At 59.7% G+C, this 15,191-nt stretch carries 13 protein-coding genes; 12 read left to right on the top strand and 1 reads right to left on the bottom strand.

The genetic code is table 11. The annotated features are described in order from the left end of the window. The first annotated feature begins 9 nt into the window (after nucleotides 1–9). From P5540_11580 to P5540_11555, 6 genes are all read left to right on the top strand, one after another. Entirely contained in the window at nucleotides 10–1,824 is a 1,815-nt protein-coding gene (locus P5540_11580; GenBank protein HRT65455.1) for a carbamoyltransferase, read from the top strand. 4 nt (nucleotides 1,825–1,828) lie between these two features. After that, the gene (locus P5540_11575; GenBank protein ID HRT65454.1) at nucleotides 1,829–2,236 is read left to right on the top strand and encodes an SxtJ family membrane protein; all 408 of its coding nucleotides are present in this window, start codon (nucleotides 1,829–1,831) and stop codon (nucleotides 2,234–2,236) included. Between the two features lie 35 nt (nucleotides 2,237–2,271). Next, nucleotides 2,272–2,421, top strand: a complete 150-nt coding sequence (locus P5540_11570) for a DUF5989 family protein (GenBank protein ID HRT65453.1) — start codon at nucleotides 2,272–2,274, stop codon at nucleotides 2,419–2,421. Nucleotides 2,422–2,570: 149 nt separating this feature from the next. Then, entirely contained in the window at nucleotides 2,571–3,059 is a 489-nt protein-coding gene (locus tag P5540_11565) for a bifunctional nuclease family protein (protein HRT65452.1), read from the top strand. 626 nt (nucleotides 3,060–3,685) lie between these two features. Further along, nucleotides 3,686–4,663 carry a radical SAM protein gene (locus tag P5540_11560; protein HRT65451.1) on the top strand — a complete coding sequence of 326 codons (978 nt, stop codon included), beginning with the start codon at nucleotides 3,686–3,688 and terminating at the stop codon, nucleotides 4,661–4,663. 46 nt (nucleotides 4,664–4,709) lie between these two features. Further along, the gene (locus tag P5540_11555; GenBank protein ID HRT65450.1) at nucleotides 4,710–6,299 is read left to right on the top strand and encodes a hypothetical protein; all 1,590 of its coding nucleotides are present in this window, start codon (nucleotides 4,710–4,712) and stop codon (nucleotides 6,297–6,299) included. Between the two features lie 57 nt (nucleotides 6,300–6,356). Here the strand turns inward: P5540_11555 and P5540_11550 are convergent, their stop codons facing one another. Then, nucleotides 6,357–7,517 (bottom strand): membrane dipeptidase, encoded by a 1,161-nt coding sequence (locus P5540_11550; protein ID HRT65449.1) that lies wholly within the window; start codon nucleotides 7,515–7,517, stop codon nucleotides 6,357–6,359. A gap of 182 nt (nucleotides 7,518–7,699) precedes the next feature. Between P5540_11550 and P5540_11545 the strand changes: the two genes are divergently transcribed. From P5540_11545 to P5540_11520, 6 genes are all read left to right on the top strand, one after another. After that, on the top strand, nucleotides 7,700–7,960 hold the full coding sequence (locus tag P5540_11545) for a hypothetical protein (GenBank protein HRT65448.1): 261 nt from the start codon (nucleotides 7,700–7,702) through the stop codon (nucleotides 7,958–7,960). A 203-nt stretch (nucleotides 7,961–8,163) separates the two neighbouring features. Continuing rightward, on the top strand, nucleotides 8,164–9,111 hold the full coding sequence (locus P5540_11540; GenBank protein HRT65447.1) for a DUF1559 domain-containing protein: 948 nt from the start codon (nucleotides 8,164–8,166) through the stop codon (nucleotides 9,109–9,111). A 370-nt stretch (nucleotides 9,112–9,481) separates the two neighbouring features. Next, nucleotides 9,482–9,940, top strand: a complete 459-nt coding sequence (nrfH, locus tag P5540_11535) for a cytochrome c nitrite reductase small subunit (protein ID HRT65446.1) — start codon at nucleotides 9,482–9,484, stop codon at nucleotides 9,938–9,940. 49 nt (nucleotides 9,941–9,989) lie between these two features. After that, nucleotides 9,990–11,402: an ammonia-forming cytochrome c nitrite reductase subunit c552 gene (locus P5540_11530; GenBank protein ID HRT65445.1), complete on the top strand. Its 1,413-nt coding sequence runs from the start codon at nucleotides 9,990–9,992 to the stop codon at nucleotides 11,400–11,402. A gap of 204 nt (nucleotides 11,403–11,606) precedes the next feature. Beyond that, the gene (locus P5540_11525; GenBank protein HRT65444.1) at nucleotides 11,607–12,788 is read left to right on the top strand and encodes a hypothetical protein; all 1,182 of its coding nucleotides are present in this window, start codon (nucleotides 11,607–11,609) and stop codon (nucleotides 12,786–12,788) included. Nucleotides 12,789–13,568: 780 nt separating this feature from the next. Next, nucleotides 13,569–15,152: a tetratricopeptide repeat protein gene (locus P5540_11520; GenBank protein ID HRT65443.1), complete on the top strand. Its 1,584-nt coding sequence runs from the start codon at nucleotides 13,569–13,571 to the stop codon at nucleotides 15,150–15,152. Nucleotides 15,153–15,191: the final 39 nt, after the last annotated feature.

Below are 15,191 nucleotides of genomic sequence, written 5' to 3'. Positions count from 1 at the left end.
TGGCACGCAATGAATATTCTTGGAATATCCGCTTTTTACCACGACAGTGCGGCATGTCTCGTCCGTGACGGCGATATTGTGGCCGCCGCGCAGGAGGAGCGCTTTTCGCGGAAGAAACATGATCCGCGGTTTCCGGATCATGCCGTGGCATACTGTCTTCAGGAAGGCCGAATTACGGCCCGCGATCTGGATTACGTCGTCTTTTACGACAAGCCCTTCCTCAAATTCGAGCGATTGCTGAGCACCTATCTGGCCATCGCGCCGAAAGGGTTGACCTCCTTCATCCAGCAGATGCCCGCGTGGCTCAAGGAAAAAATCTTCATGCGGAACACCATCCGCGAACGGCTGGATTACGAGGGAAAAGTCCTTTTCACGCAGCACCACCAGAGCCATGCCGCCGCCGCCTTTTTCCCAAGTCCTTTTGAAGAGGCGGCTATCATCACCCTCGACGGCGTCGGCGAATGGGCCACTTCCACATTCGGCGTCGGCCGGGAAAACCGCATCGAAATCCTCAAGGAAATCAAGTTTCCTCATTCCCTGGGCCTGCTGTATTCCGCGTTCACCTACTTTACCGGATTCAAAGTCAACAGCGGCGAATACAAATTGATGGGGCTGGCGCCATACGGCGAGCCCAAATTCGTCAAGGAAATTCTGACGGAACTCGTTGACATCAAGGAAGACGGATCGTTCCGTCTAAACATGGATTATTTTGACTTTTGCGCCGGATTACGCATGACCAACGAAAAATTCGACCGGCTTTTCGGCGGTCCGCGGCGAACACCGGAAACGAAATTGACACAGCGTGAAATGGACATCGCCCGCTCGATCCAAATCGTTACTGAGGAAATCATCCTGCGCATCGGTCGGCATGTCCACAAAACCACCGGTATGCGCAACGTCTGCCTGGCGGGCGGCGTCGCGTTGAATTGCGTCGCGAACGGCCGTCTGTTGCGCGAAGGCCCCTTCGACGACGTCTGGATTCAACCGTCGGCGGGCGACGCGGGCAATGCGCTCGGATGCGCCCTGTTCGCGTGGCACCAACTGCTGGACAATCCGCGCACACCCGACAGCCGCCGCCAAAAGGCAACCTATCTCGGCCCGGCCTTTTCCGACGAGGAAATCCAATCGTATCTCGAATCCGAAGGCATCCCCTTTACGCGTTTTTCTTCGGACGAGGAACTCTGCCAATGCGTCGCCGGACTGGTCGCGACCGAAAACGTCGTGGGCTGGTTCCAGGGACGGATGGAATTCGGGCCGCGCGCGCTCGGCGCGAGGAGCATCCTCGGCGACCCGCGTTCCCGCGAGATGCAGTCGGTTCTGAACCTCAAGATCAAGTTCCGCGAATCGTTCCGGCCCTTCGCCCCCACGGTCCTCGCCGAACACGTATCCGATTGCTTTGGCCTGGATCGGGAAAGTCCGTACATGCTGCTCGTGGCCCCGGTGCGGGCAGAACGCCTGCGCGCGCTCTCGCCCGACGAGGAAGAGGCGCAAGGGTTCGCCAAACTCAAAGTCGTGCGATCCGACATGCCGGCCATCACCCACGTGGACAATTCGGCGCGTATCCAGACCGTGGACAAGCGCGACAACCCCGTTTATCATCGCCTCATCGAATGCTTCAAGGAACGGACAGGGTGCCCGGTCATTATCAACACATCGTACAATGTCCGCGGCGAACCGATCGTTTGCACGCCCCACGAGGCGTTTACCTGTTTCATGCGCACGCGGATGGACTATCTTGTCATGGGCCACTTCCTGCTCGACAAGATCCAGCAGAAGCCCTGGCAGGACGACGACAAATGGAAAGAGGAATTCGAACTGGACTGACCTTATGACACTCGACACGTCCAGCAGATCGGAACAGCGCAAGTTCGGGATCGTGATGGCCGTTGCCATTGCGGTTTTGGGCCTGATCCGATGGGCATTACACGGGTTTGCCGTTGTTCCCACATACTTCTTCAGCGTGGCGGCGGTGTTCTTGGCGCTGGGTTTGGTTGCCCCGTTCGTTCTTCGTCCGGTCCTGATAGTCTGGATGAAGTTCGCCGAAGCGCTGAATTGGCTGACGACACGCGTCCTGTTGACGCTTGCGTTCTTCCTTCTGATTGTGCCGGTGCGCGTCATTATGTTGCTCGTGCGCCACGACCCGCTGAACCGGGCGTGGGATCCGGCGGCGGAATCCTATTGGGAAGAGGCGGAAGATCAACCGAAGGAATTTGAGCGGTATCTCGATCAGTTCTAAAATAGGATTGTGAAACTGGAGACGAGGTTGAATCCATGGGAATGTTGAGAGAAATTTGGGCGTTCTTGCGGGTGCGCAAGAAATTCTGGCTGGCGCCGATTATCATCGCGCTGTTGTTGCTGGGCGTGTTGATCGTGTTCGCGGGCCAGGCGGGCGTCGTGTCGCCGTTCGTCTATATGCTCTAGACCGTCCGCGCCCTTCATCGGACCGGACGCGGCGGTAAAATTGCGTGGCGCGCCCCCGTAAATCAGCCCATGCGCTTGAGGGATGTAAACCGGTTTTTTTGATGTTTCCGCGCGCCGTGTCTTGGTCGCGCGGGAAAGGATTGTTGTTCATGGTGCCTCTTGAACTGGTCGGAATCAGCCAGCAGGACGAGGAGTCGCTGCCGATAGTCCTGCTCCGAAACGACGACCGCATATTGCCCATTGTCGTGGGACCCGCCGAGGCCAGCGCGATTCAGATCGTCCTGCTCGGCCAAACGCCGGCACGCCCGCTGACGCACGATTTGATCTGCAATCTCTTGGCCGGACTGCGCGGACACCTGCAATCCGTGACCATTTACAAACTCGAAAACGACATCTTCTTCGCGCATCTCAACATCGAGCAACGATCCGCCACCGGACAGGTTGAACAAGTCTTGCGTGTGGACACACGGCCCAGCGACGGCATCGCCATCGCCGTCCGCATGCAGTGCCCCATTTATGCCGCCGAGGAGGTGATGGACGTGGCCGCGCGCCGCAACGTGTCCATTCTCGAAGAGGGCGAAGGGGGCGAAGAGGAAAGCGAGGGAGACGATCCCGGCGCGCCCGATTTCGAACGCTGAGCACTTGCAGGGCGGGATTGGCCGTGATTGTTCACAGTAGTTGGCGCCCCCGACTGCTCTATGTTGTCTAACGGACGTGGATAGCACCCGCAACCCAATTTCTCTTCGTGCTCTTCATCCTTGAGAGTACCGAGTTCTTGAGCACAAGGATAAGAATTTCCACGAAGATTGGCATTTCCGGGCCATTTCATGTCGGATCGGGCAACAAGATCTTGTGTTGAACTTGAAAATGGCCGTTTTGTAGCGCCGATTTCCAAATCGGCCTGTCATGTTTCAACAAGCCGATTTGGAAATCGGCGTTACATTCCGAGACCTTCACGACTCCGAGAACACAGTGCTCTCAAGGAATAGACGAACGCGGCTCAGCTGCAATGCCTCAATCAAGGATATGATTTCTTTGTCCGCAACTTCTGTGTACCATGCACAGAAGTTGCGGACAAAGAAAATAATAATAGACGGTTACAAAAGTGCAGCCTGATGAAAACAGGGCAGACCGGAACCGTTGGAATTCCAATTCTCTGGGTGGCGCCGCCAAGCCAATGAAATGCACCCGGATCGGTTGTGTTACAATCGTAAACGGTCGGAGCACAAGGATACCGATGCCTGCGTCTTTTACCAGAACGGGGATGCATGCGCTACGCGCCCTGCGGGCGTGCTTTGCAATTCACGCACGAAAGCGCCCCGCGCTTCTGTTCGCGGAATGGAACCTCACCTTCCGCTGCAATCTGCGGTGCAAATACTGCGGGGCGTGCGATGCGCGGCGCGAGGAATGGTCGGCGGACCAGATCCTGCGCGGACTCGACGACCTGTGGGCCATGGGCGTGCGCTGGATTACCTTCGGCGGCGGCGAGCCGCTGATGCGCCCGGATCTCGGAACGATCCTCCGCCATGCGCACCAGCGGGGTTTTCAGACCTATCTCAGCACCAACGGCTGGTTCGTGCCGCAACGTATCGCGGATCTGCAATGGGTGGATCACGTCAATCTGAGCCTTGACGGCAGCCGCGCGACCCATGACGCAGTCCGCGGGCGCGGCGCGTTCGACAAGACGGTTGAGGCGATCGACGCATGCCGGAAAACCGGCATCGCCGTGTCGCTGCAATGCGTGCTTGCCGCGCACAATTTCAACGAACATGAAGAGGCGGTCCAAATCGCCGCGGAACACGGCGTCACGATCATGTTTCAGCCGGCAACGCAATGGCTCGATTCGTCGCTCGCGCCCAATCCACTCGCGCCACCCGTCGAACCGTACCGCGAAACCATCTCGCGCCTCATCGAAATGAAACGGCGCGGCGCGCCGATTCGCAACAGCATCGAGGGATTGCGACACCTGCGGCGCTGGCCGGACCCGTCGCCGATTTGGTGCAGCGCGGGATTGCTGACGTGTTCCATCGAACCCGACGGGACCCTGCTGGCCTGCCACCAGGCGGACATCGCCCGCTTTTTGCGCGGGCGGCCCAACACGGCGGACCTCGCGGAACAGGCCCGTCATGTCGTCATGCCGCGCGGGTGCGCCGCATGTTGGTGCGCGCCCATGGTCGAACTGGCCCTGGTTTTTTCGCTTCGCCGCGAGCCTATCCTGAATTTGTTGAAAACGATGCGGTGATTGCGGAGAATTTGCCGAGGGAACGATTGAGGGAAAGGACGCACCCATGACACGCTTGACCTTGGCGGTTGACTGCACAATCCTGATGATCCTCGCCTTCGGCGCCGGGGCGGAACGGCTTGTCGGCACGCCGGAGATGCCGGCGACGCGGGTGGCGCCCGACGGTTCCATCCACGAGGACTGGGGCGTGGTCTCCGTCCAACTGGATCCCTTGCCCGCCGAATCTTCGACGGAGCAACGGTATGAGGACGCCTTCATCCCGGCGGTCCTGTCCACGACCAGCGCGGGGCCGATCACGCTGAAACAGTGTGTGTACCGATCGCCGATCTGGCCGGCGGGTGTGGATGTGCTCGTGGTAAAGGCCGAGGCATCGGAGGAAAAGGCCGTAACACTGCGGTTGAATGTTCCGGGCACGGTCGGCGTCGGCGAACGGATCGGCGTGGCGGGCGGGCGACCGGTGCTGTACCTTTTGTCGGCGCCTTTGTTCGATCGCAAAATGAAGGCGTGGGGCTGCATGGGCGGTGTCGCCGTCCTCCCCGGATGGGCGACCCCGCAAGGCGATTGCGATCCCGCATTCAGAAACATCCGCGCGGGCATGGGGGGCGTGCCCATTGAATACCGGTTTGCGGTGCCCGCCGGAGGGTCGCGCGCGGTGGTGCTGGGCTTCTGCGAGAGTTTCCATGCCAGCGGGGGGATTCGCCCCCTGATTGTCGAGGTGGAAGGAACGCCCGCGCAGGAGATTGACCCCATTGCCGCATGGGGACGTCATGTGCCGGGGTGCTTGCGATTCGAGGCCGTGGATGCGGACAACGACGGGTACATCAGGGCCGTGGTGGCGCCGCATCCGTCCGCATCGGACAAAAACCCGATCCTGAATGCCGCATGGGTTTTTTCGCCCGGCGCGGCAGCCAATCTGGAGGACGTAAAATGCGGCAAACTGAACGACGCCGCGGAATACTTTGTGGACGCCGGCGGCGAAAAGGATCAGGGCATCCATGAAGACGGGCCGGTGGAATTCCATCTGAATCTGTTGCCGGAGCACCCCGCGGAAATGACGTTTTTGCTCGCCGCGCCGGGCGGGACCGTGCCCACCCCGCCGACTCCGTGGACCGAAGCGCTGTTGTTCCGTGCGGCGGTGGATGTCTGGGACGACTGGTTCGGCCAGGGCCGGGACGATTTGATGGACGATTCGGCGGCGGCGGAGCGCGAGGCGCTTTTCAGGGTCGCGCTGACCCGCATTCAGGCCGGCGGCTTCTGTTTTGCGATGCCGGTGGAGCAATACGCCGCGGCGCAGGCCGCGGATGCGATCGCCTTGCTTGACCGGGCGGAATTGTTCGGCGAGGCGGAACGCCTGTTGCGCGTGTATTGGGACAAGGATATTCCCGCGCCGCTCGACGCCTTTGCGCAGCAAGCCGACGGCTCGTGGCGCGACGCGGTGAACGATCCCGGCGCGACGGCGCACGTGCTTCGCGCACTTGCAAATCATGCGATCGCGGCCAAGGATATGGGCTGGATCGGCAAGGCATGGCCGGCCATGAAGGCCGGCGCGGATGCCTTGGCGAAAAACGATCCCAACCATCCGGCGCTTCGGCCGATCGCACAGGTGCAGGCGCTGGATCCGTCGCGGTTCCAATAAGGATTCGCACCGAAAAACAATTCACCGGAATTGCAATCCCTCGACTGACGGCGCTGTTCAGTTGCCCCAGCCGTTTTTCAGTACCCGTTCGGCGTTTCCCGATAGGAATTTTGCAGCTTGGTCCTCGCTGTATTTCCGCAGAATGGCTTCGCGCAGACGCTGGTAATCGCGCGGCGAGCGCATGTCCCGCGCCACGTCCGAGGTGCCGTCGAAATCGGAACCGATGGCGACGACTTCCTCGCCGCCATACCGGACAAGGTGCGCAATCGCGTGCATGGCATAGTCCACGCCGAGCGTTTTGGGCCGCCGGCCTTCCCGATGCGTGAACATCATGATGCCGATGGCGCCGCCGGTGTCGGCCACCGCCTTGATCTCATCCGGATCCGGGCCGAATTCGGTCGGGCCATCGCCGGAAATACAGGCATGGGACATAATCAACGGCCGCTTTTTCGGATGGGCGCGGATAATGTCGAAGACCTGTTTCCGAAATGGGCGCGTGCCATGTGTCGGATCGGCCAAAATGCCCGCATCGAGCAGTTTTTCGACCAGTTCATGCCCCCACGGCGACAGGCCGGACGCATCCTGGTATTTCGCGCTGAAACAGCCGAAGGCCGCGCCGATCCGGTATTTTGAAAAGACATTCACGCATCCGCCGGACGGATTCGGATACAGGTGCGGGATAATCATGTGGCACACACCGCGCGCGGCCAGTTCATCCACCATCCCGATATGGCCGTTGAGATGATGGGCGCCTTCGATGGAGTGCAACATGCACATCTTGCCTTCGCCCACGATCCGCTGCAGATCGCCGAAATTGCGCGCGATTTCGACGACATCGCCCTGCCGCCGCCGTGTCTCTTCGATCATGGCCTCCGCAAAATCGAGATATTCCCGCGTCAATTCGTCCATCGGCGCCGTGGCGATGCGCCTTGCGCGCGGATAGGCCGCCGCAACGAGGCGCAGCGGCCACACGTCGCTGAACAACTCACGTTCGATCACATAGGTCGAACATAGAAAAACTTTCACGCCGCCCGCCGCCAGCGCGGCCAAATCCGTCCGCATGGACCACGGACACCACCATGTCGGAGGACGATGCGCTTTCCAGAATTTCGTGCCGAACATATACGACATCAGCGTCGGGTGTGTGTGAAGATCCACGATGCCGAGCCCCCCGCCGTTTTCGATTTCGCCGCTCTGCGTGACTGCCGCTCCGATCATGCGCCTATCCTCCCTTCAACGGCCACAACTTTCCCGGTGAAAGACTGTACAATCCGCCCTTGGAATTTCAATCTTTTGGTTTGAAAGGCCCCGCCCTCATTCCGCCGGGCAATCTCGCGGGACGGGGGTTGAACCTTGTTTTTCCCGCATTTCGGTGCTATATTGCGATCATGCGACGGCGCATGGCAATAATCGTGGTGATGGGCCTGCTTTTCCTGTACGCGGGAGCGGGACTCCATCAGGTGTTGCATCACCACACGGGTCACGACGCGGGCAAGGGCTGTCCGTTGTGCGTTTTGTTGACCACGCCCCTGTTGCCCGCCGCCGCTTCCGCCGTTCAAACCGTCATGCCCGTCGCGCCGGCTCCTAATTGGGCGTATGAACCGGTCGCCGCACCCGCTCCGCGCGGTCCATTGTGTTTGCGCGGCCCGCCGTTGTCCTGATTCCGGTTTCCATCCCTTGTCTTTGCCCATGGCGCGCGTCCCTTGCGAACGCGGCGCGGGCGCATTCTTTGTAACGGACCTGAAACCCGGCTGTCCGGTAGATCCTTGTGCATGGCGCTATCCTTTGCCCATTCCGCGGCGATTGAAAAATGCGCCGATGCAAGAGGGAGGTCGAATCGGACGCCAATAAGGAATTTTTCATCATGAGACGCTCTGGTTTTACCCTTATCGAATTGCTGGTCGTGATAGCGATCATCGGCATTTTGGCCGCCATCCTGCTGCCGGCGCTTGCACGGGCGCGCGAATCGGCGCGGCGCGCGAGTTGCGCCAACAACCTCAAGCAGTGCGGGTTGATTTTCAAAATGTATGCGAACGAATCGCAGGGACAACAATACCCCCCCATGAAGGCGCTGTCCTGTACGGGAGACGTCGTGCCCGGCGCAACCATTTTCCGGGCCGAAGCGGTCTATCCGGAATACCTGACGGACTGGAACGTGCTGCTGTGCCCGAGCGGGCCGTCCGGCACGGATCCGGTCAAAGTGTGGGACGAGGGGGGCACGCTCTCGTCGCTGGCGCTGGAAGCGTTTGAATCCGCCACGAACATGTACAAGAACAACGGAAAAGTCGAGCCGTGCGAGGTATACGAACATCCCTATGTCTATTTGGGCTGGGCCATCGAGGACCGCATGACGCGGGCCGAGATCAATCCCGTCACGGGAAACACGTTCATCACGGATCTCGACGAAAACATCGAGTCGCTTTATGCCCTGCTCGACACCCACGACAACCCAGCGGGCGCCGTCGCGGCGACGGAAAGCGAGTGGCCTGTCCCGGAAGGCACGGGAAACGCCAACGGCAATAAAATTTACCGGTTGCGCGAAGGCATTGAACGTTTTCTCGTCACGGACATCAACAATCCGGCCGCCTCGGCCCAGGCGCAATCGGCGCTCGCGATCATGTGGGACGAGATCTCCGGCGACGAAGCATCGCATTTCAACCATGTGCCGGGCGGCTGCAACGTGCTTTACATGGACGGTCACGTGGACTACCTTCGATACGTGTCCCCGCACGGCGCGGCCTTCCCGGTGAACAAGGGCGGTTTCCTCGTTCACGAACTGAGCCACCTTCACGAGGGCGGGCATCACCACTGACTTCCGCGCACTCCCTCATGACCCGATCACGCGATGGCACGGTGGATGTCATGGACCCCACGGATACACCATCAGGGGTCCATGGCGTCCATCATGCCCATCGGCCGTTCGCAAAGAACGCGGCAAGGATGCCGCGTCTACGGTAGAGGCGGCTTCTAGCCGCATTTCCATCGCTTCGTTCGATCAAAAACGACCTGCCCAAATGCGCAGACGGTCGTCTACCCACAAGCGGCATCCTTGCCGGCTTTCCGGCACGTTGGCGATCCGGAACCTGTTATTAGGCGCAGATGGCGGTATGGGACAACAGGTTGAATTTTCCTTTGAGAAGTTCGTATTGTTTCGCCGCGGAGAGAAGGAGGAGCATGACCGGATGGGTTTGCGGGTATGGGCTATCGTGGCCGCCGCACTGGGTTGCGCGGCGGGTGTACCCGGCGGCGTGGGCGCATATACTTTCTGGTATGCGCGAGGCGCGTCGTACCTGACGAACGATCCGGCGGCGTGCGCAAACTGCCATGTCATGCAGTCCTATTACGACGGCTGGCTCAAGTCGAGCCACCACAAGGCAGCCGTCTGCAACGATTGCCACACCCCGCACGATTTTTTTGGCAAATACCTGACCAAGGCGATCAACGGCCACAACCATTCGGTGGCCTTCACCTTGGGCGGTTTTCACGAACCCATTCAGATTACCCCGCGCAATCACGCGATTACCGAGGAAGCATGCCGCCGTTGCCATGCCGACATCGTTCAGGCGATCGACCGGACGCCCGCCCATGGCTCCGAGTTGTCCTGCACGAATTGCCATCGCAACGCCGGGCATCCGCATTGAGGAGACGAACAACATGACCAACCATCATTCATCCCGACCCGCGACCGGCATGTTGACGATTATCCGCTGGATGGCGGCCGCCGCGGTCGTCGCGGCGGTCCTGTCCGCGCTGGCGACGCTGGGCATTTCCGCGCTGCTCGTTTCGATATATGAGCACAAGGAAGAGGCGCGCAATCCGTTTTACCGCGTGGTCGAACTGACGGACGACACCGAAGACCCGGCAATCTGGGGGAAAAATTTCCCGCAGCAGTACGATGCATACCTGCGGACGGTGGACATGGTCCGCACGCGATTCGGCGGCAGCGAGGCCATGCCGCGCACGCCAACCGGCGCGGATCCGCGGTCCGTCGTGGCGCAGTCCAAAATCGAGGAGGACCCGCGCCTGAAGACCATGTGGGCCGGATACGCGTTTGCAAAGGATTTCCGGGAAGAGCGCGGCCACGCCTACATGCTCGAGGATCAGGTGTACACCGAGCGGCAGGTCGTCGTGAAGCAGCCCGGCACCTGCATCAACTGCCACGCCTCGGTCTATGTTCCCTTCAAGAAACTCGGCGGCGGCGACATCATGCAGGGATTCGACAAAGTCAACGCGATGCCCTATTCGGAGGCCAAGGGATTCTTCTCGCATCCGATCGCGTGCATTGACTGCCACGACGCCTCGACGATGCAGTTGCGCGTGACGCGGCCCGCCTTCATCGAGGGCATCCGTGCGGCCAAGGCGGCGGAGGGCATCGCGAATTACGACGTCAACACGATGGCGACGCGGCAGGAAATGCGGAGTTTCATCTGCGGGCAGTGCCACGTCGAATACTATTTCAAGGGGCCGGAAAAACGCCTGGTCTTTCCGTGGTTCAAGGGACTCAAGGCCGACGAAATCCTCGCCTACTACGACGAGGCGGGATTCAAGGACTGGGAACATGCGGAGACCGGCGCGCCGGCCCTCAAGGCGCAGCATCCCGAATTCGAGATGTGGAACCAGGGCGTTCACGCGCGATCGGGCGTGGCCTGCGCCGATTGCCACATGCCCTACAAGCGCGTGGGCGCGCTCAAGATCAGCGATCACCACGTGCGAAGCCCCCTGCTCAACGTCAACAACGCCTGCCAGACCTGCCACCGCTTTCCGGAGGAGGAGATGCGCGCGCGCGCGGAGACCATTCAGGAACGCACGATGCAAATGCGCGATACCGCGATGGATGCGCTGGTCGCCCTCATCGGCGACATTAAAAAGGCAAAGGAATCGGGGGCGAGCGACGATCAACTCGCCATACCCCGCGATTGCCAACGCAAGGCCCAGTTCCTGCTCGATTTCGTCGAAGCGGAAAATTCCTCCGGGTTCCATGCGCCGCAGGAAGCCGCCCGCGTGCTCCTGCAATCGCTTGACCACGCGCGCAAAGGCCAGATTGCCGTCCGGGAAATGTCCCCCGCGGGCGCCCTGCCGCAACCCGCGCCTCCGCCCGCATAAGCGGATGACCGTGGCCTTCGATTCCGCCGGAAGAGCAGCATCCAAGGCGCGATATTACAGGACATATAAGGATTTTGAAGGGACGGCCGCTCTTTGGACGCCGTTCTTCGCGTCGTCTGCGTACTTTATATCCTATCCCTACATCTTCATCTCCTGTGTGGTATAATTAGGAACAGTAATTTAGTTGAACCGAGGAGAAGGGCCATGAAAAGCAGTTCTTTTTTCAACAGGGGGTTGGCATTTTCATTTTGCGCGATATCCCTGGCGGCGATTATGCCGGCATTCGGAACCGCCTTTGCCGCGGAGGTGTTCGCCGTGGCGCCGGAAGCGGGCGTCATCGAAAAAATTGAGACGGACGCACAGAAGGCTTGGCCCTATGGCAGCCCCGACGAACAGGTGGTTGGACGCCGTCTCGTATTCAACCTGTATTTCACCGACATCCGCGAAAACAGCCACGTCGGTTTCGCGGACGATGCGCCGTTTTCCGCGGCGGCTCGCGCCCGTCTTCGCGAAGTGTTGATCTACATCGGCGAGACGCTCAATGAATGGGGAACGCTCGACGTTCTCGTGAAACGTTCAGAGATGGACGGCGGCGGTTTCAGCGCCTACGCGGGCACATACTACACGGCGGCGGCGGGTTTTCAGGAAGGGGCCGCCTTGTACCGGTTGCGCCACTGGGCAAAGCAGTCGCCCGGCGTGCCCGACATGTTCCTCATGGTGGATTTCGGAAACATCTACAATTTTTCGACTCATGCGCCCGGTCCGCTCCAGGAAGATTTTGCCTCGCTGCTGCTGCGCGTCATGACGCATGGGTTGGGCTTCGTGTCTCTTGTCGGCGAAACGGGCGACAGCATTATCGCGCCGAACGTGTACACGACTTGGGATCGCCATCTGGTTCGGGGCGACGGCTCGGCGCTGCTTGCCGGACGCGCGCCCGCGTTTCAGGGACGGGCCGACGACCTCACGGGCGGCGATTTGTGGTTCAATGGCCCCCGCGCGTTCCGCCTGTACGGCAAAGGCGCCAAACCGCCCGTTCACGCGCCCTCGCGCTTCCGGGCCGGGGAAAGCCTGAGCCATTGGGCGCCCGGCCGGATCGAAGGCGGAGCCGTGATGGAGGCCGTTACGCCCCTGGGGGCAGTCCGCCGCGAATGGTCGGCCGTGGACATCGGCGCCTTGGCCGATATCGGCTACATGCGCATCTCGGACGACCTCACCGGCGGCTGGGAAGGCGGCATGGGCTGCGCGGGCAATGGCGCCATGGACGCATGGACCTCCTTCCAGAACGCCCTGCACGAAATCCTTCTAACGCTGGGCCTGTTCATGGTCATGGCGGGACACCGTTTCCTGAACGCCGGACGAAAATCAAAAACCGGCATGGTTCGCTGATCGCGGCATTCGCTCGTTCGGAACGGATACAGAGGATCATGGGCCTCCAAAACAGTGCTCAACGAACCAAGCCGCGAGAAGATCTTTTTTCAGAAGAAATTTTCCGATCAGACTTATTTTGGACAGTTCTGACATGAGAATTTAGGTTTGGAATCGCCTGGCCCGAACATCCGTGCCCTGTTTTCCATCCGCGTATATCGGCGCCATCGGTGGATCGTGTGATTTTCCGCGGATGACACCGATACACGCCGATATCGAAAAGACGAACGGGATAACGAGGTAAAACATGACGTCTTGCGCTTGAGAGTACCGAGTTCTTGAGGCAAAAGAATGAAAATTTCCACGAAGATAGGCATTTCCGGCCGATTTCATGTCGGATCAGGCAACGAGCTCTTGTATTGAAATTGAAAATAGCCGCTTTGTAGCGCCGATTTCCAAATCGGCATGTCGTGTTTCTGCAAGCTGATTTCCAAATCGGCGTTACATTCCGAGACCTTTACGACTCCGAGAACACAGTACTCTCAAGTTTTGTAGAGCAATGATCTTTTTTCGTTTCTTAAATCTGGTTTCCAAAAAAACAAGAACGTCGTGGGCCATTTGCGTAACCAATCGAAGTTTCGGGATTGATCGAGCGCGAAAACCACGGGGGTTCGAGAGCGATTACGATTACGAGTACGAGTACGAGCATGAGCACGAAGAGGAATTGGGTTTCTGGCGCCTACCCGCGTGAGTTGGAAAATGTTTGTATGACACCGTGGCGGCCCATCAGGATTTCAATCCATGAAATGCCGATCATGCCACAACAGAATTGATGCGGATTGGCTGTTTTGCCCCGCGTGCGGCGAACAGACCTCTGTCGAGGCGAATACTCCTTCGCCGGCGGGCGAATCGCGTGAAACGATTGAAAAACTTCGCGCGACCATTGATGCCGACATCGCCCTATGCCGTCATGGCGCCGCCTCCGATGAATCCATTGACGCTTTTATCAGACGCACGGACGAAACACGATTCGAGAATTGGCGGCGGGCGGCTGAAAGGGGCTGGCCCGAAGCACAATGGCTGTTGAGCAGATGCCATGGAGTGGGAGCGATTGTTTCCCGCGATCCCGACGAGGCAGAGCGGTGGTGCAGAATGGCCGCGTACCAGGGTGAACCACTGGCGCTGTGCGACATGGCCACACGATTCGCGGCGGGTTTCGGCGTCGAATGCGATATGGATATGGCCATGCGTTTGTATCGCAGGGCCGCGAAAGCCGGGCTGGCGCGCGCGCAATATCGCCTGGCCGAGTGCTGCCTGCTCGGCAACGGAACCGAGTACAATACGGCGGAAGCGGTCCAATGGCTTCGCGCGGCGCGGGACGGGGGATTGCCCGAAGCCGGGACGCTCCTCGTCCAGTGCTGCATTGCGGAAGGGCCGGAAATCCTGCCCGGTAAAGAGGGCGTGGATCTACTCCGTAAAACCGCGGAAGATGGAAATGCAAAAGCCGCACAACGTCTTGCGCAATGGTATGCCCATAGCGAAGGGGTTGTTCGTAACCGTTCGGACGCGCTGAAGTGGTATCGCAAAGCCATTGAATGGTATTCGGATCGTCCCGATACCCAACACGACAGGTTTCAATGCCACATGGCAATGGCCCATCTCGGCGACGCCGAATCCCAGTTTTTCCTCGCCGAATGCCATGCCAAAGGCGACGGCGTGCCGCAAAACCAGGCGGAAACCGTCAGATGGTACGAACAGGCCGTCGAAAACGGCCTGGACAAAGCCCGCGCGCCTCTCGCGGAAGCCTATGTCAATCTGGCCGATTTACTTGTAAAAAGCGACGATAGGGACGGATTTTCGGAAGCATTCGCTTTGCTCCGCAAAGCGGCGGCCATGGGCAATGGAAAAGCCTGTTTGCGAATCGCCGAGATTCATCTTTCCGGCAACCACGCCTCACGAGACAGGGCCGAAGCGGTCAAATGGCTTCGCCAAGGGGCGGATTTCGGAGATCCGCTTGCGCAATTCCGGCTTGGTCTGTTGTACGCCGCCGGAGATGGCGTGGCAAAAGACAGCACGGAGGCCCTTGGCTGGTTTCACCGTGCGGCCGATGCCGGCTTCGCGCCGGCCCAGTTCAAACTCGGCCAGTATTATGCCAAGGCAGATGAAACCGCCAAGGATCCGGTCCGGGCGGCGCAGTATCTCGCCAAGGCTACCGAACAAGGATACGTCCGCGCCCAACGCCAGTTGGGTATATGTTATTTTTACGGCAACGGCGTGGCCAAGGATGTGGATGCCGCCATAGAGTGGTTCTACAAGGCCGCCAAGGCCGGTGACGCCGACGCCAGGGACTGGTTGGAAAAACACGCTTTCCTCGCAAGGCGCTAGAATACACGGCAAGGGACTGATATAGTGCCGTTTTCGGTT

Source organism: Candidatus Hydrogenedentota bacterium (genome assembly GCA_035450225.1).
Lineage (GTDB): Bacteria > Hydrogenedentota > Hydrogenedentia > Hydrogenedentales > SLHB01 > DSVR01.
The sequence above is the reverse complement of the archived record's forward strand: the minus strand, read 5'-3'. Positions and strand labels throughout refer to the sequence as shown.